The sequence below is a fragment of the Leptospira inadai serovar Lyme str. 10 genome, from assembly GCF_000243675.2.
In the GTDB taxonomy this organism is placed as follows: Bacteria; Spirochaetota; Leptospiria; order Leptospirales; family Leptospiraceae; genus Leptospira_B; species Leptospira_B inadai.
Genome location: NZ_AHMM02000025.1, coordinates 704,858 through 728,467, shown reverse-complemented (window position 1 = coordinate 728,467; position 23,610 = coordinate 704,858). Strand labels below are relative to the sequence as shown.

Sequence of the window (23,610 nt, the reverse complement as noted above, 5' to 3'; positions counted from 1 at the left end):
AATGTCTCGTATCGCTTTTACGATCTCGATTTTTTACTTCAGTTCGATATTTGCGATAGATCCGCCGTCCAGACTTAGAATCGGAATTTTAGGTAAAAGTTCCCCGACAAACGCACGTATCGCAGTAAGAGGCGCAAGAATAGAGATAGGCCAAAAAAAATTGGGGCCGATAAACGCCGATTTGTTAATAAAGGCAGATGCCGGAAATTTAACCGTCGTCTTCGGTAAGGACGCATATAAAACCGATTTTCTAGGAATATCAGGGGGAAAATACGAGGTCTTTCTCTCGAACGATCCGAATAAAAGAAAATATGAAGGTGATTTTGAAATCTTCGCAAGTTCCGGTATTTTAAATTTTATTCTCACTCTTCCGACGGAAACATACGTTCAAACGGTATTGGAATCCGAGTTCGGAGAATTAATTCACGAAAAACGAAACCGTTCGATTAATCCGGAATGGAAAGCTAAATATAAACTAGTTGCAGAAACCGTAATTCGCTCGTACGCGGCCGCGAATTTAGGAAGGCATAGGCGAGAAGCGTTCGATCTTTGCGACCTGACTCATTGTTTACATTTTTCCGGATCCGGCCATCCGACTCATTTGAATCCGTCCAAAGAAAAATTACTTTTAAAGACTACGGAAGATAAACCTCTGGAAGCTTTTTTCCATTCGACCTGCGGAGGAAACCTCTCGCATCCTGGAGTCCTATGGAAAGATTTTTCTCAGAAGAATCGCCATTATAGGTCCGGCCGAGACAGTTGGAAAGGATCGGATGATCTATGTAGGAACTCCCCACATTTTCGCTGGGAAACCGTTTTAAGACGGTCGGACTTAGAGAAGGCACTGAATAGCAAAGGTTTACGATCTCTGGAAACAATCTCAATGGAAAGTAGGGTTTCCGAACTGGCGTATAAAGACGATCGAGGAAATCATAGAATCGATACGTCCGAATTTTTATCCAGCGCCGGAAAACGTTTGGGATGGAATCGCATTAAAAGTAATTCGTTTAATATCGAATCGGGCTTGAACGGGTTTTTATTTCGCGGAAAAGGATTGGGTCACGGCCTAGGGCTCTGCCAGTACGGAGCGAGGGAAATGGCCATGAAAGGAGCCTCATCTCGTGAAATACTTAACTTTTATTATCCAGGGGCGATAATGGAGATCCTTCCTTGAGTTACAGCGGATTTCGATCAGCGATCCTGTTATCGACTTTGTTAGTCTGTTCCTACCCGATTTTGACCGAGCCGATCCGAATAAGAAGCGAAGAGTTTACTTACGTCTATTTACCCGACAGCGATTCGATCGACGGCATTTCAGCAAGAAAAGTCTTGCTGAAATTTTCGGAACTATTCTCGGAAATTCTTCGCAGAGAAGTGGATCGCTTAAACGTTCGAAGACCGAAAGATGCGTCTATTTTTATCGCAGATACTCCTGCAATTTTTCAGGCGTATTCGGGACAGCCGAGATATTCTGCCGGTTTCTGTTCGCAAAATCGACTCACACTCTACTTTCAGAGGCCCGATCGATTGGACCACCGGGGAATTTTAGAAAAGACGATTCGACATGAGATTTGCCATCTTTTATTGCCCGTCCGTGATAAGATCGATTTCCATTGGTTGGAAGAATCTTATTGTGAATCGATTTACCCGACAAATACGGAGCAATCGGGCTCGTCGGATCTAGTCTTTCCCGAAAGATGGATAACATTTCAAAAAGAACTGAATAGATCCTTAACAAAAGGCTCGGTAAAGGAAAGAAAAGTCGCTTATCAAAAAGCGCGTCGATGGGGCACCTGGCTATTAAAAAAGGAAACCGAAAAGGGCTTCCGAGAACTGCTGGAAATCGAAGTCCCCGCGGAAAAATGGAAAAAATTATATGCACTATTCCTAATGGACTGGAAAGAATATTCTCCGTAAGATTTCGTTTAACCGCTTCAATCTATCGATCTAACACCTTCATTTTTCCCCAGGAACCTTCCTCCGATCCACGTCCAAAAGAAAAAATCAACCTATCGAATCCGGAAAACTTGTCCAGAAACGGCTGAATATCCCTATCAATAGTCTTAATCGAATATTCCGAAGCATCTTCGGAACCGTATACGTAGAAGGAGCGTAAATCCGTAAGAATAGCCGGGACGTTTATTATTAGATGATGCGGATATTCTTTCAACTCTTCGGCTTCGGCAACGGAAAGTAAGTCCGCTTGGTTAGGCCGATTACCCTTTGACGAAGAAATCACTTCTTCTACACTTCTGCGATCGGAAGCTAAGAATGTCCAATTTTCCAGCTTAACGGTGGTCGGATTATAAAATCCACCGTTCTTAATAGAGTACGATTCCAAAGGTATTTCTTGAAAATTTGATTTTGCAAGAGTTCCAACCTTAAAGAAAGCCCTTAAAAGGCGATCGTCTTTCGTTGTCCCAGGCAGCGCGATTCCGAATCTAGGATAAATCATTCCCTTATGACTCTCAAAGCCGTTAAAGCTTATCGCGAAACCCGGAGAATCCCCGAAAAACTCGGCGGCTTGTATGTCCGCTTTCTTCGCCAATAATTCCCAAGCCTTACCGAAGTCCTTCCATTCGCCGTCGAGCGATACTAGGGACGACCATAGATCCGATGATTTTAGTTCATCGGAATATATTACGAAATTCGCATCTTTTGGAAGAATTTTTCCCAAACTGAGGCTCGCGGTTTTTCGAGCTTTGGAAGCCGATTGATTACCGCCGATACGATATACGGTTCCCGTTAAATTTTGCCCATCTTTCCACCCCAGTAGTAAACCCGCACCGGAATCTTCAAAGAAAGGGCGAGTCAAGGGTGCAAGCAAAGAATTCGGACCAAGGTAAAGTAGAACTTTGTTTTCCGTATTACCCAACTCTCCTCGTAAGGAAAGAAAGCCTTTGGCGTTGACGATAGAAGAGTTTTTTACGGAACCGGCCAGGCTCAAGGATTCATCGAGTACATCCTCCGAATTTGTGAGCATAATAAAGTCGCCCAAAATCGCGACGTAAACTTTCTCCTTTCCGAACTCATATCGGAACGCTTCAATATTTCCGAATGCTTCCGAACCGGCAGGGAACTGATCCACAAAATCATCGGCGGAATGCGTGACTTGACTTCCGCCAGCGTAACCGTAAGAGGATTCCTCTTCTTGTATTTCGTTCGTTTTTATTTCTTCCTTGGCGGGTGGTTTCTCGGAAGAAACGATCTTCTCCCCTTTAAACGCAGTGAGTAGACTGACTCCTAATTTGGATTTCAGGCTGGCCTTTCCCACTAATAACCAATTCGATTTTGAGAAGAATGCAACCGCCAAAGGGCCGTCAAAAAGAGCGGCCAGTCGTGAAGGTTCGGTTAACGCTCCCGTTTTAGCTTCCAGTAGATAAAGCACGGAACTTATTTTTCTAAGTTCGGGGAGCGTTAATATTTTTTGAAACGTTCCATCTTCGGACAATCGCTTTCCTAAACTTGTTCGGGCAATCTCCTCTATAAACGTTTCCGGTCGAAAAATTTCCAGGATCAAATCTGCATCCTTTGAGATCAGGAATGCAGGATCATTGATTGAGGAATCGATAGAATGTCTACCCTTGATCGTCATATATATACCCAATATCATCAGGCAAATGCCGATCGCGCTAGGAATTCCTACAAAAGGATCGCGGAAAATTTTTCGCTTCCAAAAAGGGGGAGACCCTTCTTTGGAAGAAAATTTTTGAAATAAATTTCGAATAATCGTAGCGTATTTGCTCAGAAGTCCCTTCATATTTTCCTCCGAAAGGTTTCATTTCGTTCAGTCGGATTTATTTCTTTCCTTCCGATTTTATTCAACAGATCTTGCACTAGAATCTTAGCCTGCTTTCCACCCGAACCTTTTTCCACAAAGGCCGTGAGAACGTACGCTTTCTTTTTCCATTTAAATGCCAAAGTGATCCAGCCGTGGGTCTCGAATTTACGAGCGGACTTCGTTCCCGTGCCCGTCTTCGCTCCCATAATTTCCAAATCGGATTCCCCTTCCGCTTTCAGGCCTTTTAGTGTTCCCGATTCGGGAACAGTTGAAAGTAAGGTTCCGATTAAGCGTAAATCTCTAGTTGCGAATCGATTATCCATGACTTTAACGATGGGTTGCCCTTTTTTCGAAAACGGGGATAAGATAGGACCTTTGGACCATACGGCCGAATACAGCTGACCGGCCTTAAGAGGAGAGATTGCAATTCCTCCTTCGCCGATAGAGGTCAGAATTTTTCGTAACGGACTCGGATTCGATTCTAGTTTACCCGGCGGCTCTAGGAACGGTTCCAACCTTGCTTTCGCGGACTCGGCTAAACCCCAATCTTCTTGAAGTTTAGAATAGAGAAAATCCGGATCCTTAGCCGCATGTGTGAGGAAGTAGACGTTACAGGATTGTGCCAATCCCTTTTCAAGATCGACTTCCCCGTGGCCGTTAGCGATCGAACATTTTACGTATTCCTTTCCGGAAGGATCTTTAGGTAAATTTAATGTTCTCAGATCGAATTTGCTCGGAGCAAAAATCCCGGTGGGATAAAAACGACCGTTGCAAGAAATCTTCCGTTGAGGAGAAAAGGAAAAATGTTCTTTATATTTTAATAAAATGAGCGCGGAAAAAGTTTTAATCAAAGAGCCCGGTGGAAACCTTTGTTCGATTGCGATTTCCGGTCTGTAGAAATAGATCTGCCTACCCGTTTCCATTTCGGCGATCAAAACGGATACCGTACCGTAAGAGGATTCGAATTTGCGAATATCCTCATTCAAGAAACGAAAAGGAGACGGCGGTGCAGACTGTGCCGAAGCGAAAAAATCCTTCCCCGGAAAGATGACGAGCGCGATCCAAAGAACCGTTCTGATTTGCATGATCTTTCGTTTGATATAAGGAACTAAATTGGACAATTTACGGCTCCGGCTCGATCTCAAAATTGGCAAGATGATAGACCTGCTGAGAACGAGTCATGACGAACTGGTATTGCAATCGTTTTTCATTCGGCTTTCCTTCGTAGAGAACCACATAGACGTTGACTCTTGTGACAGGTTTATCGTAAGCCGCGTAATATTGCACTTGAACCGAGTAATTTCCGGGTAGGGCCTTGGACATCGTAAACGTTTCCGGACCAAAACCGTCCACTACATCCACATCTAAATTACCGCCGGATTTTGTGGAAGGATGGGAAAAAAAGCATTTCTCTCCGATCGGATCGATGACCCACAAATCCACATCGGTTTGCGTATCCCAAGTCAAAACGACTTTGATATCCCGGGACGGCACTTTGGCAAAGAAGGACACCTTATCCGAAGCTTTACCGACCTTTACTTCGACTAGATTATTTCCCGGGGCAACGACGGCATTTAAAGAAAATCGTCCGCCGGTTAAACGAATCGTTTGAGGAATTCCGTTCAATACCACTGTCGCTCTTTCGGCGGAAGTCCCGGTGACCGCCCCGGAAATTTTTTGGATCCGTTCGGTCGTAAAACCTCCGCTTGGAGATTCTATATTTACCGATTGCGCGGACAGAAAATGAACGCAGACAAGCAAAAGAATGGGAACAATAATCATATTAACGAACGGTAATTTCATCGTCGGAAGTCGCTCCCATTACTTCAGGATAATATAGTAAAGATGCTTTAGCGGGGATGGTCTTGTATTTTCCTTCGACTTCGGCTCTAAGAAAATATCGAATAGTGAATTCCCTTTTAGGACCGGACACGAAAAAAACGGCCCTATCGTCGTAAATTTGCCTGCCCTGGTATTCTATTTTTCTATCTCCCGAAAAATATTCGGCGTCCCTCTGCAAAAAAGAAAATCCCGGTAGAAGGGCATCTTCCGCCAAAAAATACGAATCCGAATTTCCTTCCTTCTCCACCCTTAACTCCACTAAAACTAGATCGCCCTGTTGAAAATTTCTCGTTTCCGAAACAGAGATTCCCTTCCCGTTTAAATCGGGTGTAACTTTCAGATAGCTCCGCTTTACTTTAATCCCATTCGAATAAGAGGAGATCTTCTTAGATCGATCCGTAAAATACAAGGAGGCGGTCGCATATAGAACCGGCCCGTCTTTCTTTCTTATTTCGATTCTATTTTCCCCCGAACGAACAAGCTCGGGAGGTATCGAAATTCGGAACGCTTCGGTCGCATCCGCTTTTGCGGAAACGCTAACGGTTTTCAAAAGGGCTCCATTCATAATAATTTCCAATGTCGCAGGAGATTCGGAATCCCGAATGGAAGCCATAAATTCGGAAAGAGCCAAAACGGCTGCGGACGTATCTCTAGAATTATTCCAAGCAAGATCGACTCGATTGGATAAAAGGGAGGACGCTAGGTTTGCGGTCGATTCGGAAGATTCCCCTAGTAGGAGTCCAACCCTCAAAAGTGTTGCAATCGTTTCGATTCTGTCCGATTCCCAATTCGGCTCACGTCCATAGGATGCGAATTTCACGAAAGGCTTCTTGGCAAATCCGCTTTCCTCCACGGCTTTTTTATACCAATTAAATGCCGCCTCCTTTCTATCTTTATTAGCTAAAATTAATGCTAGATTCGCTTTTCCGTAAGTATTCAGTTGAGCGGCGGATTTTAAGAGTCCGTCCACAATCGAATCTTCCGGATTCTCCGCTTCGCTAAGAGCGGCGATAACATAGGCCTTTACATTCGAATTCAAAGAACCGCTATCCAACGAAGAATATAGAAATTTTTTGGCCCTATAAAGAATGCTCGTTTGAATTTTAGCCCCGTTCTTTTGACTAATTGCTAAACCGCGATAAACGTAGGCGGACATTCGAATATCGCTTTCTTCCATTCCCTCAAACCAACCGAATCCTCCGTCGGTTCTCTGAAGCTCGCCCACTCTCTTTAGGCCAGCTTCCAGCATTTTAGGTAATTCTCTACGCAATCGTTCATTGATAAATCCGGCTTTCTGAACCGATAATAAGGGGTAAAAACGACTCATCGTTTGTTCCACGCATCCGTATGGATAATCGGCTAAGTATTCCAGAGATTGTCGTAAAGCAGGTAAAACCGCTGGGCTGACTCGAACTTCCAATCTCGGATCGGCCAATTCCTTCGGAGCTTCTACTTTCAACAGACCCGTACCGTCTCCCTCCGACATTCCAAGAGAATCCGAAACGACTCTCTGCAAACCCCATGTTTTTAGTTGAATCTCGGATCGTAGGGAATCCGAAAATCCGCCGCCTGCGGCTGTCAGAATGATTTTTGCGGATTTGATTTTAGGATCTTGTAATGCCTGAAGCTGAAATTGGACGGATCGATTTTGGCCCGGCTCGAGAGTAATGTCGGTTTCCGCAGATCCTACGATTTTCGCTCCCTCGGTTTTCACCGAGACCTTAATCGGAAGTTTTCGACCGGATTGGTTCGAGACAGTCGCGGAGACTTTTTGAGTTTCTCCTTTCAAAATATAGCGTGGCATCCCGCTCAAAAGCATTAGGTCTTTTCGGGTAACAAAGCCGGTTTGACCTCTACCTACTTTCGTATCGGGAGTGACTGCGATCGCAGTGATCCGCCATGAAGTCAAGTTATCCGGAAGAGTAAACGTTACGATCGCCGTACCATCGGACGAAGTTCGGACTTTCGCGTTCCAGAAACCCGTATCTTTAAATTTATCCCTCGTTTGTTCTTCGTTTTTTATGGAGGAATATCCGGATTCCCCTTTCTTTGCGAGCGCCAACTTAAGCCTCTTACTCTCGGAGTATCCGAAAAATTTATAAGCCGAAGCTAGGGAAGTTTGAACGTTATTCCGTCTCGGATGATAAAAGAATGTTCCTATATTAGGCGTTTTTTCCTCTTTGATCTGATAAATCGCCTCGTCCACTACGGCGATAGAAAGTTCGGCGGGAACTCCTCTACCACCTAAGCCGGTCGTTTTTATTCGAATTTCAGCCTTATCTCCCGGGCGATAAACCTTGCTTCCCGTGGAAAGGTCGACTTTTAGAAATTTCTCCTCGGGAGGTGCTGCGACCCTGACCTGACTTTTATAAACTTCGTTTCCGGAAAATTGGACTGCGGACAACGTAAAGTTCGGACTCATATCCGAAGTTATTTTCACCGAATACTTTAAGGCATTTCCTTTCATTCGGATCACATCTTTTTTGAAAATCCGATTGCCTTCGACGGTTAAAACTACATGGCCGTTCGAGATCGGTGACAGCACGAGAATTTCCGCTGTTTCTCCCGTCGAATAAAGATCCTTTCCAGGCTTTAAGGTTATATCCTTGAACGGAATTTCTATCGAATCCGAAACGGAGGAAGCCCAAAAGAAAGTTTCCGATTTTGTAATATTCCCGTCCGCATCCGTACTTTCCGCGCTAACGATGTATTGCCCTCTTTGGGGAATTATAAATGACGCTTCCGCGATTCCTAATTGGGACGTCGTTACGGATCGCTTGGAAATTTTCGTACGACCGCCTTCGGAAGAGAAGCGTATCTCCCGATTGTAAAGGGTAAGCTCTATTTTCTTACCGCCCACTATCGATTTTTTATTTTCGTCTCCGAGTGATCTATCAAACGGAATCAAACTGACTAGTAATTTGGATTCTTTACCCGGTTCGTACACCGAGTTATCCTTCCCTATGCGCAGAAAGAATGCGCTTCGATTGACGGAAAAGGATGTCGCTCCGTCCAAAGTCATATCCTCCGATTGAACCGAAGCGACAATCGAATACGTAAAATCGTTTTCGATTTTACGCGGTTTAAATGCTATCTGATAGCTGCCCTGAGAATCTAGTTTTCCTTTTCCATTCGCGACCAGTTCTTGGCGATCGCTTTGACCCGCCTGCTCCAAGTAATCCGCAGACGCGTCGAAATTTAATTTTCCTACCGGAGAATAATCGAACTTAGGACGACGAAATACGCGGTACGAAACTTCTTTTCCCGTTAAGGCCTGCCCGTAATAATACCGAGCCTTAACGTTTGCTACGATCTCCTCCTTTTGAAGATAATTGGATTTCGGAACGGAGACAGTTACGAGGAAGGTCGGTTTTTTATAAGCCTCTACGGAAAATTCCGTCTGGAATGATCTATCTTTAAATCGTAAGATTAAAGAATAATTGCCTAATAAAACATTCTCCGATTCGGGAAGCTGAAATTCTCCCGAAAAAGTTCCCGAATCCGCCGAAATCGAAACAGGAATAACGGGAATAGGAGCATCACCATTCCCCGTTCTAACCGAAACTGTTCCGGTCCCGGACAAAGTCCGGTATTGATCAGAGCTAAAATTTCTTAGGATTCCTTTGAAAGAAACCTTATCGCCGGGTCTATATACGGGTCGATCCGTGTACAGGAAGGCTCTAACCCCACCTTCCCCATAAAAGGAACTAGAATAAAATTCAGGGTCCGAAACCGCAAATTCTCCGTTCTTGTAAGCAAGGACAAGACTCTTGACAGGACTTTTGCCTTTATAAAAGTAAATCCCGTCGGAATCGGTTTTAGCCGTTTGATAAGGAGCTCCCGTTTCCAAACTAAAAAGAGTCAGATCCGCGCCCGGAATCGGTTCGCCCGTGTCCGTACGTCCGACAAATAGTAAGGTTTCCGAATCCGATTGCTTAACCAAAAAATTAATTCCGGACTTTATAAGAATCGTGTAGGCAAGATTAGAACCGGAGACTCCTTCCACAAGATAGACGCCGTTATCACGGACTGGAACAGGAATTCTTCTATAAGCCCAAGACGAAAGAACGGTAGGGACGGAGAATGTCGAAATTAGTTCCTGATCGGCTAAGATCGCGGGAATCGCTATCGGATTTTGTTCGTGAGCGGTCTCGTAATCTACACCGATTATTTTTTTCAGTTCCGAACGGGTATTCGAATTAAATTCGCGTCTGGCTACGCTTCGAAATTCATTCTGAAATTTCCGGAGAGTGCGGGAAAATAACGCGAGAGGATTCCCGAAGGCATTCTCGTTATCTTCTTGGACCAATCTCTCCTTAACTTTCTTCGTCAAAAATTTCTTCGGATCCGCGATCCTATACACTCTAAATTCATAATTATTACGTCCGTTTCCTTCCAGATTTACGTAGGCAGTTTCGTCGGCGCCGAAACTGCGATCCGTTCCTAGATAAAACAGCGGATTTCCCAGTACCGGAGAGCGTAAGATAAAATAACCCGCTACCGACGCAATGATTGCAAACGCAGGAAGAAAATATTTAAACCGTTTCATTCTACTCACCTTATTCTAAAATGCGGAATCGATACACGCCTAAAAACGACCGATTCTTTGATCCGGGAAAAAACGTATCACTTTTACTTAATTCAACTGCCCGAATTAATTTAATTCCTCTATCCGACCCTGTATGATAAAGTAGAAGCGGATTTTCCTTGTCGCCGTCGATCAAAATCATGGAATGAAAATTCGTGCGAATTCCGGTATCTTGTCGAAAGAATAGAATATCGGCCGGCATTCCTTGAGAAATCTCCCTAGACACAAAACTAGTATGAAACTTCTCCAAACTCTCGGCATCGGAAAAGGCGCTGAACTTTCCGTCCCCCGTTCTGAATATCTTTGATCCGATGATCGGAATAGAAGGATAATGAAATTCGCGAATGTCCGGTAAATTTTTATCTAGTTGGATCCCGACCGTCTTCTGCCAATTAAGATCGTGTTCTTTTAACGCTTCTTTATAAGCGAACCTGACGAGACCGCTGCAATCCCGTTCCGCATTATTCCAGTTCGGATTCGGCTTTAGATATTGCGAGAGCGCGATCCTCGTAAACCAATCGCGAAACGCTTGTCGATCCGTTTCCGATTTAAGTTCGGCGGAATCCGGAAATCCGTCCTCGTCCCAATCGCCTTCCAAACCGAAGAGTTCTATATCGACCGATTTCCCGAGAATTGTACGAATTTGAAATTTCGCGGGAACGGTTCCGGACCGAATCCTGAGAATCTCTGCGGAATCGGTCACTTCTCGGGAGGAAATCGTAACCGGCCAGTCGGCTTGCGTGCTTATATCGAAGGAATCTGCGGTTCCAAGTAACGGATTCAAAATTTTAAGCACTGCGACCGTCTTTCCGTCCGAAGGAATTCTTGCATTCGCCGGGTCTAATCTGGAATCCCATAAGAAATTGCAGTTTGATAAACTAAGAATCGATAGAACGAGTATTAGCTGAGTTCTTGCAAAATTCATCTCGGATGAATCTTTTTATACGAACGAGGAATCGTGGGGAAGAAATTTTTTTCCTATTTTTACGGAAATCTTTTCTTATCTATCACGATCAGTATCCTAAAGCTTTACGAATCTTTTCGGGAATGTCCTCGAACTTAGCGTACTTATGTTTCTTACCGTCGGGAAAAATCACGTAGTACGTCCCGTTCAGGACTTCCATATAATAATTTCCCTGCTTTTTCTGGCCAAGAGCGGACTTATCCATTTCTTTAACCATGGCTTGGTATCTGGAAGGAAGCTCCGCCCAAGAACCGTAGACCTGAATCTCGCCGGCGTGATTTACCGTATAAAGACCGTTCTCGTGCATTATCTTAATTCCGTTATAATCAAAGACTTCGAGCACGTTTACTTTCGGTTCTTTTTTCTTAGGCTTTGCGTCCGAATCCGGACCTTTGTATCCGTCCGGATCGATATTATATTGAACGAGCGATTTGTTCGCGGGCCTTCGCCCTCGAGTCAATAAAATATAAAGATAGAAGATTCCGGAGAGAACAATTGCTCCCGAAATTAGGAATTCAAAATGGCGAGAAAACCAGCCCATTACGTCTATTTAAGACGATATTCGATCGCCTTACAAGTAAAAGGTACCGGATCTCCCGCTTCGATCCAAAAACTACATTGTTCCGCAGCCACGGAAAGAATGCAATTGTCCACGTCCTTTTTTCTGGAACGACCGGGGACAAGATGCGTTATCCCGCGACTCGATCCGCATTGCCTATCTTTCGTACCGTAAGCCAACAGCAATTTTGAAGCTGATTCTTCGAAGGAATAGAAATCGTCGTCGGGCTTCGCGCAGGCGGCGATCGTTAAATATAGTAGGAGTAACGCGAAAGATTTCTGACTCAAGCGGACTAACTCTTGTTTTTGGGTTGTAATTTTACTTTTTCATCCACAGGTAAATCCACTTCCCCAAAAATAGATTTGTATTTTACGGTTCCTTTTATTCTCATATTCGGGTCTTTTCCGGAAAGAATATCTCGGGCCAGAACGGCGGCAATCAAGAGTAGGTTTTGATTCATTCTTTTTTCAAACCTAGTTTCGATACTCAGGCCTATATTTTTCTTTGAAAAAGGCGCAACCACCGTCTCTTCATTGGAACCGACTCTTGCTAACTCGACTTCCTCCCCGTTTTGGTCGAGAGCGGTCACCGATAAATCGAAACGATACAAAGTAACTTCCGAATCGTTCGGATTTTCTATCTCCAGAGTCGCCAACAAGGAAATCTTCGGAACCGGTGGAAACGATATGAATTCCACTTTTTCCGCCTTAACGTCAACGACCCGGAATTTACAGGATTCTAATTTTTTAACGTTCTGTCGAAGCTCGAGACAAGAAAGCCCGAGCAGCGATAGGCAAAGTACGACTCCGACAATCGTAAAAGATATCGGAGCGATGGACTTTACTAGATTCTCTCTTCTTAAGGATTCCATCCGTTTTGGATTAGTACCTTTCCTCGCGTCATATTTTGAGCATACTCTTCGATCGCTTTATCCGCATCCTTTAGGGGAATTCTGGATGCGATATCCGTATGGAATTCTTTCCCTAACAAAGATCGGACCTCCGAAGTAATTTTCCAGAGTCTCCAAAGGCTCTGAGCAGGCAACCAAGAAGATAGCCAGAATCCTTCAATTTTCTTATCTTGAAATATTCCTAATCCGGCATGAAACGAAATAGGTTCTTCCGAAAGAGCTCCATAAACGACGCATTTACTCCCGTAAGGCATTGCCGCTAATACCTTTCCGGTCAATTCGCCGGCGACGGCATCCAGCAGGATCGTAGCTCCTAATTTCCCCGAAAGAACCCTAAGTTCCCGTTCAAAATTGGATGAAGAAGAATCGAGAATATGTTCCGCACCCAGCGATTTCAAAAGTTCCATCTGCTCTTTTCTTCGAACGATATGTATTCCCGGAATTCCTTTTTTGATGGAAAGCCTAAGAACCATCCTTCCTAATGCGGATGCCGCGGCGGTTTGAACAAATGCCTTATTTTTTTCTCGAACGATTTGTTCCGTAAGAGCAAGTGCGGTAATCGGATTCACGAACAGACAAGCGCCTTGTTCCAGAGTCGTATCCTTATTCAAGGGAATGCAGGAGAAGCCGTCGGTAACCATATATTCGGCATAGGTTCCGTCGCCTTTACCGGGGGCAGTACATGCGACCGCTTTTCCGATTAAAGAGTCGGCTCTCCAACCTCCGCCGCTAGCAACGACGATCCCGCTTCCTTCAAAACCGGGAACGACAGGAAGTTTCTTTTTAATACCGTACAGACCCCGCATGAACATAAGGTCGGACGGATTAATGGAGCCGGAGTGAATCTTAATCAAAACATCGCCCTTCTTTAGAGGCTTTACTTCCTTTTCTACGATTTTAGCTCTGCCGGGTTGATCCGTATACTCTTGCAGCTCGTAGGCCAAGTACGTTTTCGGTACTTCCGATTTCTTAGACATATTTCTTTCCTTTATTAATTTTCTTCCGTTAAAAGAAGGTTGGCGATGGAATCCAAATTTTCGCTCACTATATAATTCTTTATGAATGCTTCGGCATCGGCTTCCGTCTTAATTGAGAACCAAATACCTTCTGGATAACTGACCTGAACAGGACCGAGTTCGCAACGATCCAAACATCCCGCTCGTTGAATTCGAATTCGATCCTTTAAACCTAATTCTTTTAGTCTTTTTTTCATATGAGCGATTAGTAAAGCCGACCCGGCTCGACCGCAGGAAGGACGTTCGCCTTCCTCCCGAAAATTGTCACAAACGAAGACGTGCTTTTTATAATACATGTTTCAAAATCGAAAAAATTCCCGTTTATTAGGAACATCCGATTCTCCCTACTTTCTAATATATCTTAAGGAAAGAATCTTTTTTTTCCCTTCTCTTTTTGTTCGGAATTCCAACCAATTAGAGGAATAAAGATTTGTTTTTTCTACTCGAGGGCAAAAAACCGAATCATAGCTTATATCCGAGGTCATTTATGAAATTCAGTTTTGCTCCGGTATTTTGTCTGATTACTCTAACCGTTACCTGCGGTAAGAAGGAAGTAAAACCGATCCTAGAGACGGAAAAGCCTTTGTTCGAAGCGCTCATCGAGAGGAACGAAGCGGTCGTTGACGGCCTTCTAAAATCGGAAAATCAAGCCCCTAACGTCAAGGAATTGGAAAAAGCCTTGGACGCTTTGATTAGCGCGAACGGTGGTCTTGCAGAATCCGCAATCGAAATGAAAAAAGCTTTAACGGATCCTAAGACCTCGGATCTAGAAGGTTCTTTCCTCGCCTACTCTAGTTTTAGCGAAATCCTTGCGACTACCATGAAGGCAAGAGGTCTTGATTACGGAAGAAACCGCTTTTATTGTCCGATGGTTAAAAAGACTTGGGTCGCTTCCGGTAAAAAGATTCGAAATCCGTATGCCCCCGAAATGAGGGATTGCGGAGATTTAATACCGTAAGAAAGATGTTTTCAAATCGATGAATATCGTATTTTTAATAACATAAATATTGAAATCGAAATTCGTCGGATAGTTTAGATTATAGTGATCATGAGAACTACAGAAACAACGGAACGTTCGTGCGAAGTCGGAATTCTCATATCGAAACCCTGCCCGGTTAATTGTCGAACAAATCTTCGAAAGAATATCTCCGCCGTTCATCATTCCGAAGCGGGATGCTTAGCTCATGAAAAGCTCGAACAGTTTTTGGAAGGAAAAAATTCACTGACCGTGGGAGCCTCCGCCTTCCATCAATCCCCGTCCGAAATACTGGAAAGATTCTCTTCGGAATCGGAAATCGGATTCGAGCTAGTAGGATATTTTTTAATGATTTCCTCTCCCGAGCAGGTGCAGGCCACCGTTTTTGAAATGAGCAATGTGTTACTTTATAGAATCGTAAAGGAGGAATTTAAATTATTTTTGGACCTACGGACGGAAAGAAGAGCCGCTAAGGCCATCGTAAACTTCCTAGATTCCAAAATGGTACAGTATTGGAAAAGCTTACCCGTCGATCGCGTATCCGACTTTATCGTTTATTGCGTTCGAGAGAAAAACGATTCCCAATTTGCCGCTCAATTTCTTCATTTATTACCCGCCGACTTTTTGCTGACTTTAAAGGAAAAGACTGGATTAACCGATTTGGAAGAAAAGCGGCTTTTCGCAGGTTTAGAAGAAGGAATCTACGAATTTCCGATTCAAGTTCCCGATATCTATCCGCTTCTATTGAAAATATTTGCGGACGATCCGGAGATTTCTCTGGTATTATCGACGATGGAGGCCTTGGTTGATCGAAAGAAGGTGCTGGTAAACGCGGGTGACTCCGTTCTTAGACTTCTCCAGGATAAAGAAAATAAAAACGCCCATCAGGCGGTTTTAGATTACCTGCATTCCTTGGATCAGGACGCAGCTCTAGAAATTCTTTCCATGCTTCAGGAAAACGGGCATCTCAGTTTTTCCGAAAAGGATCTTTTGAGTTCGTATATTAAACGGGAGGGTGATTTTCGGCGAGGCTTTTCCCGTCGTTAAACTCTTTCTTCCACTTCGTATTCTCTAAAAAGACTTTTCTGGTTTCCCATATCGCTTTGAAAATCGACAGGGTATTCTGCCGTAAAACAGGCATTACAAAATCCGCCGCCTTTATGATCTCGAACCGCCTTATGCATCGATTCGACCGAAAGATACGCGATAGAATCGACTCTTAAATACTTTCGGATTTCCTCGATCGTGTGCGTCGCTGCGATTAATTCCTTATGTGTCGGGATATCGATCCCATAATAACAGGGAGAGATCGTCGGGGGAGCGGAAACTCTCAAATGTATTTCGGTGGCTCCCGCATTGCGTAGCATTTTGATGATCTTACGGCTGGTCGTGCCTCTCATGATGGAATCATCCACGATCACGACCCGTTTTCCATCCACTACGTTCTTAACCACATTGTACTTGATCTTGGCGCCAAAATCTCGAATTTTCTGGTCCGGTTCGATGAAGGTTCTGCCTACGTAATGGGATCGAATTAGGCCGGATTGGAAAGGAATACCGGAGGCTTCGGCATATCCCAGCGCGGCGATATTGGCAGAGTCCGGAACCGGAATTACGACATCGGCTTCAACCGGAAGCTCTTGAGCGAGTTGATTCCCTAACGCTTTCCGAACTTTGTAAACCGACTCCCCGAAAATATTGGAATCGGGACGAGCGAAGTAGATGTATTCGAAAATGCATAAGGCCGGCTTTGCCTGCGGGAAAGGATAGAATGAACGAGCTCCGGTTCTATCCACGACGATCATCTCTCCGGGTTCAACGTCTCTTTCATAAGTGGTATCGGTGATATCGAATGCACAAGTTTCAGATGCAAAAACATACGATCCGTCATCGCGTCTTCCCATAACCAAAGGCCTGAAACCGTTCGGATCCCTCACTGCGATAAGTTGAGTCTTAGTAAGCACGACTAAAGAATAAGCTCCGCGAACTTTCTTGAGCGCAGAGGAGAGAGCCGATAGAAGATCGGTTTCGCCGGATCTTGCCATCAAATGAACGATGACTTCCGAATCGATAGTCGTCTGAAAAATCGATCCGTCTTTTTCAAGTTGAGATCTGACTTCCCAGGAATTGACTAGATTTCCGTTATGAGCGAGAGAGATAGGCCCGAGATGCGATTCGACTCGAAGCGGTTGCGCATTTCTAAGAAAACTAGCGCCGGTAGTGGAATAGCGATTATGACCGATCGCGGAATAACCCACAAGTTCTCGGATTTTACCTTCGGTAAAAATATTCGCGACTAAACCCATTCCTGCATAACGGTATAGATGTTCTCCGTCCGAGGAAACGATTCCGCTGGATTCTTGGCCTCTATGCTGCATAGAATAAAGACCGAGGTAAGTGAAGTTTGCAGCTTCAGGGGAATTAAAAATCCCGAAAATAGCGCATTCTTCTTTTGGTTTGTCTTCCCGGACTAGGGTCCGTAGATTGGACTTATTGGGAATCGAGCTCATGGTCCCCCTTCCGACGCTAGTCTCCCAGGTCGCGGTTTAGATGCAAATACAATCCGATTATATCGTAGTCGATAATATCCGAAGTCTTCAATTGGCTTTAATCACTCTAGCCCAGTCGGATTGTATTTCGATAGATACGGAATCCTCGGGCTATTATACTTACTATTCAAAAGTTTGTTTAATTCAAATTTCATCTAAAGGGAAGAATTATATCTTCGATCCTATCCGTCTTGCCGACGTATCCGGGTTAGGACCCTTATTCGAAAATCCTGCAATTTTAAAGATATTCCACTCTGCATCCGACGATATCAAGGCACTTAAACGGGATTTCTCGTTCAAATTCGTAAACATCGCTGATACGATGTTCAGCTCTCGTTTATTAGACCTAGAACAGAACTCTTTGCTGTATTTAGTGGAACATTATCACAAAGTAAAATTATCCAAGAAAGAGCAAAAATCCAACTGGGAAAAACGTCCGCTGGATAAAAGCCAACTTCAGTACGCCGCCCTAGACACGGTTTACCTGGAATCGATTTGGGAAAAAATGCGGGAAGAACTCGCAAAACGGAAATTGTTAGAGGAAGCGTTATCCGAATTTCAGAAACTCGCGGAAGAAGAGCCTGAACCCTTCGAAGGTTTTTCCATTACGCTCGAAAAATTTCCTAATGTTTTGGATCTAAGCTCGGACGAACGTCGTGCTCTATACGATACGATGGTTTTTAGAGACGAAAAAGCAAAACGCGCCAACAAGGCGCCTTTCCGTGTCTGGAATAACGATAAGGTGCTGGAATTGGTAAAATTCCGCCGAGATTTGAATAAATTGATCGAACTCGTGGGAAAGAAAGACGCGGATCATTTACTTCAAATCTACAATACGCCCAGCGGACCGCCGATTCAAAAAAACGACCTATTTAAGAGAGCAACGGAGGATCTCGCCGGCGAAGATGCCGATCGGTTTAAGCGACTGAGACAATGGAGAGAAACCATAATGTCGATTCGAAGGATGGGCCACAATTTGATGCCGTCTAATAAGAATATCGCGGAAATCGCGAAGAAAAACCCCAAGGGAATTGAAGAACTTCGTGAATTAGGAATTTTTTCGGAGTGGAAAGTTCAAAATTACGGACCTTCCATAATAAATGCGCTTCAATCAAAACCGTACGAAACGACATTGACCAATTTAGTGCCGATTAAAAAGAAATTTGATTAAACTCGATCTAGAAGAACTAAAACGACGCCTGACTCTCAATCCGATGGGGGAAGAAAATCTTCCGGATGATATAGCGGCCTCTTCCGTAATTATGCCGATCTTTCAAACTTCGGAAGGAGACGGATTTTTATTGCAAAAAAGAAACCCTAATTTAATCGCCCATCCGGGTCAAATTGCGTTCCCGGGCGGGGTGAAGGACCCGGAAGATAAAAACTTATTAGAAACTGCGCTCCGCGAATGGCGGGAGGAGATGGGAGTTCCTGCGGATCAGCTGGAAGTAATCGGAAATTACAAGGGAATGTTCACGAACACAGGATATCATATCACCCCCTTCCTTTCTCTCTATAAAGGAAATTTTAAGTTCTCTTATAATCCGGAAGAAGTGGAACAAATCATTCGATTGGAGTTGAATAGACTCTACCAAGCACCGTTTTATAGTATTAAAATAAAAAGGAATCCCGCAGGACCCGTAGTGGAAGTCTACTATTTTGATTTGAAGGAAGGACTTCTTTGGGGTGCAACCGCTCGGATTCTTGTGGATTTTCTCAGGGAACACGCCGACTTCGAGCGGGAACCCATCCTACGTAAACCGAACTTGTCGGCGGCTCCGTTTCTAGATCCCCAAAAAGGTTGATATTTGATACTAGGGGTCGAATCGCTCGATTTCTTTTTTTTCAATAAAGACCATTTTTTCTTCTAAGCAATTCGTCTGTAAAAAATGTAGTTCGAAGATCGTTTTTGGTATTTAGACCCAGCCTAAATAGGTCGATATTTAATACGACATAACTAAAACCGGGGAATTCGTAAGATTCTCTAAAAGCGAAAGAATATAAAAATCAGTCATACTATTCTATGATTAGGAGAACCTCAATGAGCAAATTTAAGTATTTATTCGATCCGTCCATTCGCGCCAGCTACCTAAAAGAAAGTTGGAAGGAAGAAGATTGGTACGCTTCTCTCGCCGACCGTCCCGGAATCGAAAAAAAGATTCCATTCTTTCGTAAGGAAGAAATTTCCAATCTTCGCCAGGAACCAGTTCTTAGCAGATGACACCGGAAGAAAAGGAAACGCTTTTTAGAAGCCTGGAGCAAATTCTCCTCACCTTACAAAGCGGCCATCAATCCGGCGGGGAATATAAAATCGTACTGTACTCGATCCCGATCGTCGGGATTATCTTCGGTTGCGTCCTACTTTTCTTTTTATTCTTTTGGTGGTATCGCCAAAGAATGGCGATCATTAAAGCCGGGCTTTATAAGAAAGAGCCTTTCGATCTTCGACTGTATTCCTTTTTCCTAGGGCTAGTTTTAACCTTCGTCGGAATTGCCTTATCGATTTCATTTATACTCGTACTAGGAAAATCTCTCGCTATGCTCGGCGGCCTCGTTCCGCTCGGGACCGGCCTTGGATTACTATGCTATTATAAATGGTCGCCGAAAGTTTGAAAACTTCGGGTCAATCCCGCCTTTCCGCGTAAGGTGAGTGAACTCTTTCATGAAGCAAGAGGAGCCTATTCTTTGCGATCCGGCGGACTGGGCGTGCATACAGAAAGTCTTGGCCGGCAATTACGACTCGTTCGAAGAGCTCGTTTTACGCTACGAATCCCTCGTTTATTCCCAAGCTCGTAAAGCATTCCGAAACGAATCCGAAGCCGAAGATTTTACCCAGGACGTCTTTCTTAAGACGTTCGAAGGGTTATCCACTTTCAAAGGTCGTGCCAAATTCTCCACATGGATTTTTTCCATCGCACGCAACGAAATTATACGTCGATACCGTAAGGATCACCCCGAAGTAGACGCGCCGCTTTTCGAAGAGGTTTCGGCCGAACTGAGTTCCGAAAAGTCCTCAGCACAGGAATCGCACCTGCTGGAAAAGGAGACAAAGGAAAAAATCAGGTCACTCGTCGACAAACTCCCTGAATTGTACCGTAAACCCATATCGTTGCATTACTTCGAGAATATGTCCTATAAAGACATTTCAGAAAATTTGAACTTGAAAATGAATACGTTAAAGAGTTATATTTTTCGAGGGAAGGAAATACTCCGTGAATGGTTGAAAAAGGAAAATGAAACCGGAAAAGATTAATATTCCTCCAGATCTCAAAGAGAGGCTGGATTTATTCGTAGATCCTCCGACTTTAAACTCCGATCAAGCATCGGTTCCCCCGGAACTTAAAAAAAGGGTGATGTTGCATTTAATACATATAAAGCACATCCGAGTGATTCTGATAACTACTCTTCTGTTGGCTTTTTCCCCGCTAACCGTGCTCCTTTTTTTGGACTGGAATTTCTTACTCGAAGCGGGAGTCCTCCAGGGAATTTTGGCGACTAGCGGATTGCTCTTCCTCCTTTTCGCGATCTTAATCGGGATTTATCTTGTCCAAAACAGGACCCCTTATACCAAGGAATGGAAGAATAAGTTAGGATTCGATGAATGAAAAAGGTTCTTACCATTGCGGCAGCCATAGTCTTACTTTTGCAGTTCCTCCCTATCACAGCGGAAGAACAACGGAGTCCATTGACTGCGAAAGAATTCCTATCGAAGGATTTGGATTCCGTTTTCCCGCTAATCCGGGATCTAAAAAAGAAGGAAGCCGACGTTCTTATCTCGCAAATTCGAGAGGAAGCTCGTAAAAATTGGTCTCAGGCGGATCAGTTCTATTTTCTGGTGAATCACCTTTCTACCATCAGCGCGATCGAAGAGGAACAATCCAGGCTCAAAGGCTTGATATGGGTCTATATCCTCGGTTTAGCCCTATTCGGAGGGTTCGTCGGCTATGTGCTGTATCGCCAAAGAAAGTTAGTTCAGGAACTAAACGAACTTCTGAAAAACCGCTAATTTCGGCTTTCAAAACCCGATTTACCGATTATTATTAATTCTATGTGCCAATCGCCCGAATCCGATTCGCAATCGGTCTCCGAATTGTTTACTGGTTGTCATAAGTGCCATTGTCATACTATTCTTTTTCCGAGGATCGTAACCGTAGCGTAAACTTTTTGTAACCGTTTTCAGACATTGTAGAAATATGGAACCGATCCAAGTACAAGGACCCTCTCCCCACGATCAGGGTAAAGTTCCCCAAAAGCGCAGGAAAAAGAGCTTCAGCGAATTTATGAAAAATGCTTCAGGCAGCCCCAGCCAAAAGATCCTCGTAGTGGACGACGAAGAGGATATTGCCGACCTTATCAAATTCCATTTAGAAGAGAACGGGTATCAAGTCGATACTTGTCAAAATGGACTCGAGGTTCTACCCAGAATCGAAAAGAATCTACCCGACTTAGTAGTTTTGGATTTAATGCTTCCGGGAATCGGAGGAATGGATCTCTGCAAACGGATAAAAGAAAAATACGCTCTTCCGATCATCATGGTGACCGCTAAATCGGGTGAAACCGACGCTGTCCTGGGATTAGAATTGGGAGCGGACGATTATGTTCGTAAACCTTTCTCGACTCGAGAATTAGTGGCAAGGGTCCGCTCGGTTCTACGCCGCTCCGGAGAAGGAGAAGAAGAACAGGAATTCGAAGGAAATATCAGCGTAGGTAAAATCTTCTTAAACCCTAAGGCGCATAAAGTATTTATCGACGGAACCGAGATAGATCTAACTTTAATAGAATATAAAATTCTCTACCTATTCATGACTAATACGGGCGTCGCATTCACGAGAGATAAACTCTTGGATAAAGTTTGGGGAAAGGATATTTACGTAACTGATCGCGCCGTAGACGTGAATATCAAGCGCCTAAGAGATAAACTCGGTGACGAGAAGGAGAGGTTGGAAACTATCCGCGGGATCGGTTACAGATTCAATGAGGCGTAGCTTATTTTCGAAACTTCTCTTAAGTAACTGGCTTCTACTCATCATCCTAATGTCGGTCGCGGGAATCGTCCTCTTCTTGGAGGATATCATTCATCCCGATCTTAAAATTCTTCTATTCTCCTTTTACATCCTGCTCGCTATGTTCGGAACGTTTTACGTCTCCTATTCGATTGCACGAAGCGTCACTCAGACGCTCAATCAAATCGAAAAAAAAACGGGGGAAATTAACGCGGGTGATTTCGGCTCGGAACTAAGTCTACCTGATATTCGTGAATTAGCCGACCTGGCGGTTTCCATCAATCGGATGTCGGGCCGCCTCAAGCACCAATTCGTGGATCTTACGATCGAGAAGGAAAAGTTCGATTCGGTTCTTCAGAATTTGAAAGAGGGGGTATTCTCCGTAGATTTGGAAGGGTCCATCCTGTTTCAAAATAAAAGCATTCCGAATTCCTTGATCGAACCAAATTCCGCTTCCCGCAAAATCGCCGACGCGATCAAGGACGAACGTCTGCTGGATTTTATCCAAAGGAATCTTTCCGGTAAGGGGGAACCTAAAACGGAACTAGACTTAAGCCAGAATTTCTATGCGATTAAGATGTATCCGTTGCGTACGAACGGGAACGTTCTGATGTTCATAGTAGTCATCAGAAACATTACCGAGGAGAAGCAATCACATATCATCCGGGAACAATTCGTTCAAAATGCGTCGCACGAATTAAAAACACCGATCACTTCCATTAAGGGATATACTGAAACACTTTTAGGTCGTTTAAAATTACAAGAAGACAGTCATGAAAAAAAGTTTCTAGACGCTATATCCAGAAATACAGATAGAATGGTTCGAATCGTCGAAGACATGCTTACGATCACTCGAATTGAAAATCAAACCGCGATTGCGAGAGGAGAAGAGTTTACGCTTAAATCTTTGGTCGATAATCTCTCATTTACCGTCGACGGAGTCGTTTCACCTAAAGAACAAAAATTCGTGGTGGAAATGAACGAGCCGATAACGGTCTCGGCGGATTGGATCCTTTTGGAACATATGCTTTTGAATTTAATCTCCAATGCATCTGCTTATTCTCCCGACGGAAAAACGATCACACTCAAAGTAACGAAATTAGGATCGGACTTGGTAAATTTCCAAGTTAAGGATCAAGGAATCGGAATAAAGGACGAAGATAAAGAACGAATCTTCGAACGCTTTTTCCGCGTTGATAAGAATAGATCCCGCAAGGAAGGCGGAACCGGATTAGGTCTCTCGATCGTAAAACATATCGTTCGACTTCATCATGGAACGGTAAAAGTCTTCGATAATCCGGAAGGCGGGACGATTTTTTCGGTGACCATCCCGATCATTTACTCCGACCGAGTAGACTCTTAAGCCTCGAAAACCGAGTCTTTTCTCATATTCCGCTTTTCTAAAAATCACCTGAAGGGAAG

At 44.0% G+C, this 23,610-nt stretch carries 24 protein-coding genes; 13 read left to right on the top strand and 11 right to left on the bottom strand.

Going from position 1 to position 23,610, the window contains the following annotated elements; genetic code table 11:
• The first annotated feature begins 1 nt into the window (after position 1).
• Both LEP1GSC047_RS19150 and LEP1GSC047_RS19145 read left to right on the top strand, forming a co-directional pair.
• Positions 2–1,174 carry a SpoIID/LytB domain-containing protein gene (locus LEP1GSC047_RS19150; RefSeq protein WP_010415921.1) on the top strand — a complete coding sequence of 391 codons (1,173 nt, stop codon included), beginning with the start codon at positions 2–4 and terminating at the stop codon, positions 1,172–1,174.
• On the top strand, positions 1,171–1,917 hold the full coding sequence (locus LEP1GSC047_RS19145; protein ID WP_010415924.1) for a hypothetical protein: 747 nt from the start codon (positions 1,171–1,173) through the stop codon (positions 1,915–1,917). The genes LEP1GSC047_RS19150 and LEP1GSC047_RS19145 overlap by 4 nt, the downstream gene beginning before the upstream one ends.
• Before the next feature lie 22 nt (positions 1,918–1,939).
• Here LEP1GSC047_RS19145 and LEP1GSC047_RS19140 read toward each other — a convergent pair whose 3' ends face one another.
• From LEP1GSC047_RS19140 to LEP1GSC047_RS19095, 10 genes are all read right to left on the bottom strand, one after another.
• Entirely contained in the window at positions 1,940–3,760 is a 1,821-nt protein-coding gene (locus LEP1GSC047_RS19140) for a hypothetical protein (RefSeq protein WP_010415926.1), read from the bottom strand.
• Entirely contained in the window at positions 3,757–4,902 is a 1,146-nt protein-coding gene (locus LEP1GSC047_RS19135; protein WP_010415929.1) for a penicillin-binding transpeptidase domain-containing protein, read from the bottom strand. Before LEP1GSC047_RS19135 ends, LEP1GSC047_RS19140 begins: the two co-directional genes overlap by 4 nt.
• Before the next feature lies 1 nt (position 4,903).
• A complete protein-coding gene (locus tag LEP1GSC047_RS19130; RefSeq protein WP_373364547.1) occupies positions 4,904–5,563 on the bottom strand; it encodes a YfaP family protein in 660 nt (219 codons plus the stop codon).
• 1 nt (position 5,564) lies between these two features.
• Positions 5,565–10,172 (bottom strand): alpha-2-macroglobulin family protein, encoded by a 4,608-nt coding sequence (locus tag LEP1GSC047_RS19125; protein WP_010415933.1) that lies wholly within the window; start codon positions 10,170–10,172, stop codon positions 5,565–5,567.
• Positions 10,173–10,182: 10 nt separating this feature from the next.
• Entirely contained in the window at positions 10,183–11,136 is a 954-nt protein-coding gene (locus LEP1GSC047_RS19120; RefSeq protein WP_010415934.1) for a DUF1175 family protein, read from the bottom strand.
• 88 nt (positions 11,137–11,224) lie between these two features.
• On the bottom strand, positions 11,225–11,716 hold the full coding sequence (locus LEP1GSC047_RS19115; RefSeq protein ID WP_010415937.1) for a hypothetical protein: 492 nt from the start codon (positions 11,714–11,716) through the stop codon (positions 11,225–11,227).
• Positions 11,717–11,721: 5 nt separating this feature from the next.
• Positions 11,722–12,021, bottom strand: coding sequence for an LIC13255 family lipoprotein (locus tag LEP1GSC047_RS19110; RefSeq protein WP_010415939.1), 300 nt, complete (start codon positions 12,019–12,021; stop codon positions 11,722–11,724).
• 5 nt (positions 12,022–12,026) lie between these two features.
• Positions 12,027–12,605 (bottom strand): LEA/WHy family protein, encoded by a 579-nt coding sequence (locus LEP1GSC047_RS19105; protein WP_010415940.1) that lies wholly within the window; start codon positions 12,603–12,605, stop codon positions 12,027–12,029.
• The gene (locus tag LEP1GSC047_RS19100; protein WP_010415942.1) at positions 12,593–13,621 is read right to left on the bottom strand and encodes a zinc-binding dehydrogenase; all 1,029 of its coding nucleotides are present in this window, start codon (positions 13,619–13,621) and stop codon (positions 12,593–12,595) included. Before LEP1GSC047_RS19100 ends, LEP1GSC047_RS19105 begins: the two co-directional genes overlap by 13 nt.
• A 14-nt stretch (positions 13,622–13,635) precedes the next feature.
• A complete protein-coding gene (locus tag LEP1GSC047_RS19095) occupies positions 13,636–13,956 on the bottom strand; it encodes a (2Fe-2S) ferredoxin domain-containing protein (protein WP_010415943.1) in 321 nt (106 codons plus the stop codon).
• Between the two features lie 191 nt (positions 13,957–14,147).
• Here LEP1GSC047_RS19095 and LEP1GSC047_RS19090 point away from each other — a divergent pair, with 191 nt between their 5' ends.
• Positions 14,148–14,618 carry an LIC13259/LIC11441 family protein gene (locus tag LEP1GSC047_RS19090; protein WP_039935811.1) on the top strand — a complete coding sequence of 157 codons (471 nt, stop codon included), beginning with the start codon at positions 14,148–14,150 and terminating at the stop codon, positions 14,616–14,618.
• Positions 14,619–14,708: 90 nt separating this feature from the next.
• Positions 14,709–15,683, top strand: coding sequence for a hypothetical protein (locus tag LEP1GSC047_RS19085; protein ID WP_010415948.1), 975 nt, complete (start codon positions 14,709–14,711; stop codon positions 15,681–15,683).
• On the opposite strand, the gene purF is transcribed toward LEP1GSC047_RS19085, so the two are convergent.
• Positions 15,680–17,146 carry an amidophosphoribosyltransferase gene (gene purF, locus LEP1GSC047_RS19080; RefSeq protein WP_010415950.1) on the bottom strand — a complete coding sequence of 489 codons (1,467 nt, stop codon included), beginning with the start codon at positions 17,144–17,146 and terminating at the stop codon, positions 15,680–15,682. The genes LEP1GSC047_RS19085 and purF overlap by 4 nt on opposite strands.
• A gap of 40 nt (positions 17,147–17,186) precedes the next feature.
• Between purF and LEP1GSC047_RS19075 the strand changes: the two genes are divergently transcribed.
• The 9 genes from LEP1GSC047_RS19075 to LEP1GSC047_RS19035 all read left to right on the top strand — a co-directional run bounded on the left by LEP1GSC047_RS19075 (position 17,187) and on the right by LEP1GSC047_RS19035 (position 23,551).
• Complete coding sequence (locus tag LEP1GSC047_RS19075) at positions 17,187–18,356, top strand: ribonuclease D (RefSeq protein ID WP_010415952.1); 1,170 nt, start codon at positions 17,187–17,189, stop codon at positions 18,354–18,356.
• The gene (locus LEP1GSC047_RS19070; RefSeq protein WP_052580760.1) at positions 18,352–18,990 is read left to right on the top strand and encodes an NUDIX hydrolase; all 639 of its coding nucleotides are present in this window, start codon (positions 18,352–18,354) and stop codon (positions 18,988–18,990) included. Before LEP1GSC047_RS19075 ends, LEP1GSC047_RS19070 begins: the two co-directional genes overlap by 5 nt.
• A 236-nt stretch (positions 18,991–19,226) precedes the next feature.
• Positions 19,227–19,406, top strand: a complete 180-nt coding sequence (locus LEP1GSC047_RS19065; RefSeq protein ID WP_010415955.1) for an LIMLP_16695 family PerRB-regulated protein — start codon at positions 19,227–19,229, stop codon at positions 19,404–19,406.
• Positions 19,403–19,798 carry a hypothetical protein gene (locus LEP1GSC047_RS19060; RefSeq protein ID WP_010415958.1) on the top strand — a complete coding sequence of 132 codons (396 nt, stop codon included), beginning with the start codon at positions 19,403–19,405 and terminating at the stop codon, positions 19,796–19,798. The genes LEP1GSC047_RS19065 and LEP1GSC047_RS19060 overlap by 4 nt, the downstream gene beginning before the upstream one ends.
• 49 nt (positions 19,799–19,847) lie before the next feature.
• Positions 19,848–20,438 (top strand): RNA polymerase sigma factor, encoded by a 591-nt coding sequence (locus LEP1GSC047_RS19055; RefSeq protein WP_010415960.1) that lies wholly within the window; start codon positions 19,848–19,850, stop codon positions 20,436–20,438.
• Positions 20,419–20,790, top strand: a complete 372-nt coding sequence (locus LEP1GSC047_RS19050) for a hypothetical protein (protein ID WP_010415962.1) — start codon at positions 20,419–20,421, stop codon at positions 20,788–20,790. Before LEP1GSC047_RS19055 ends, LEP1GSC047_RS19050 begins: the two co-directional genes overlap by 20 nt.
• Positions 20,787–21,191 (top strand): hypothetical protein, encoded by a 405-nt coding sequence (locus LEP1GSC047_RS19045; RefSeq protein ID WP_010415964.1) that lies wholly within the window; start codon positions 20,787–20,789, stop codon positions 21,189–21,191. Before LEP1GSC047_RS19050 ends, LEP1GSC047_RS19045 begins: the two co-directional genes overlap by 4 nt.
• Positions 21,192–21,465: 274 nt before the next feature.
• On the top strand, positions 21,466–22,170 hold the full coding sequence (locus LEP1GSC047_RS19040) for a response regulator (RefSeq protein ID WP_039935809.1): 705 nt from the start codon (positions 21,466–21,468) through the stop codon (positions 22,168–22,170).
• Complete coding sequence (locus tag LEP1GSC047_RS19035; RefSeq protein WP_039935541.1) at positions 22,160–23,551, top strand: HAMP domain-containing sensor histidine kinase; 1,392 nt, start codon at positions 22,160–22,162, stop codon at positions 23,549–23,551. The genes LEP1GSC047_RS19040 and LEP1GSC047_RS19035 overlap by 11 nt, the downstream gene beginning before the upstream one ends.
• Positions 23,552–23,610 lie beyond the last annotated feature (59 nt).

Coding starts and splice junctions, on each gene's coding strand:
- LEP1GSC047_RS19130 (WP_373364547.1), bottom strand. CDS start 5,563: ATGATTATTGTTCCCATTCTTTTGCTTGTCTGCGTTCATTTTCTGTCC.
- LEP1GSC047_RS19065 (WP_010415955.1), top strand. CDS start 19,227: ATGAGCAAATTTAAGTATTTATTCGATCCGTCCATTCGCGCCAGCTAC.
- LEP1GSC047_RS19050 (WP_010415962.1), top strand. CDS start 20,419: ATGAAACCGGAAAAGATTAATATTCCTCCAGATCTCAAAGAGAGGCTG.
- purF (WP_010415950.1), bottom strand. CDS start 17,146: ATGAGCTCGATTCCCAATAAGTCCAATCTACGGACCCTAGTCCGGGAA.
- LEP1GSC047_RS19045 (WP_010415964.1), top strand. CDS start 20,787: ATGAAAAAGGTTCTTACCATTGCGGCAGCCATAGTCTTACTTTTGCAG.
- LEP1GSC047_RS19140 (WP_010415926.1), bottom strand. CDS start 3,760: ATGAAGGGACTTCTGAGCAAATACGCTACGATTATTCGAAATTTATTT.
- LEP1GSC047_RS19095 (WP_010415943.1), bottom strand. CDS start 13,956: ATGTATTATAAAAAGCACGTCTTCGTTTGTGACAATTTTCGGGAGGAA.
- LEP1GSC047_RS19100 (WP_010415942.1), bottom strand. CDS start 13,621: ATGTCTAAGAAATCGGAAGTACCGAAAACGTACTTGGCCTACGAGCTG.
- LEP1GSC047_RS19055 (WP_010415960.1), top strand. CDS start 19,848: ATGAAGCAAGAGGAGCCTATTCTTTGCGATCCGGCGGACTGGGCGTGC.
- LEP1GSC047_RS19105 (WP_010415940.1), bottom strand. CDS start 12,605: ATGGAATCCTTAAGAAGAGAGAATCTAGTAAAGTCCATCGCTCCGATA.
- LEP1GSC047_RS19085 (WP_010415948.1), top strand. CDS start 14,709: ATGAGAACTACAGAAACAACGGAACGTTCGTGCGAAGTCGGAATTCTC.
- LEP1GSC047_RS19090 (WP_039935811.1), top strand. CDS start 14,148: ATGAAATTCAGTTTTGCTCCGGTATTTTGTCTGATTACTCTAACCGTT.
- LEP1GSC047_RS19115 (WP_010415937.1), bottom strand. CDS start 11,716: ATGGGCTGGTTTTCTCGCCATTTTGAATTCCTAATTTCGGGAGCAATT.
- LEP1GSC047_RS19150 (WP_010415921.1), top strand. CDS start 2: ATGTCTCGTATCGCTTTTACGATCTCGATTTTTTACTTCAGTTCGATA.
- LEP1GSC047_RS19125 (WP_010415933.1), bottom strand. CDS start 10,172: ATGAAACGGTTTAAATATTTTCTTCCTGCGTTTGCAATCATTGCGTCG.
- LEP1GSC047_RS19035 (WP_039935541.1), top strand. CDS start 22,160: ATGAGGCGTAGCTTATTTTCGAAACTTCTCTTAAGTAACTGGCTTCTA.
- LEP1GSC047_RS19040 (WP_039935809.1), top strand. CDS start 21,466: ATGAAAAATGCTTCAGGCAGCCCCAGCCAAAAGATCCTCGTAGTGGAC.
- LEP1GSC047_RS19075 (WP_010415952.1), top strand. CDS start 17,187: ATGCAAATACAATCCGATTATATCGTAGTCGATAATATCCGAAGTCTT.
- LEP1GSC047_RS19060 (WP_010415958.1), top strand. CDS start 19,403: ATGACACCGGAAGAAAAGGAAACGCTTTTTAGAAGCCTGGAGCAAATT.
- LEP1GSC047_RS19120 (WP_010415934.1), bottom strand. CDS start 11,136: ATGAATTTTGCAAGAACTCAGCTAATACTCGTTCTATCGATTCTTAGT.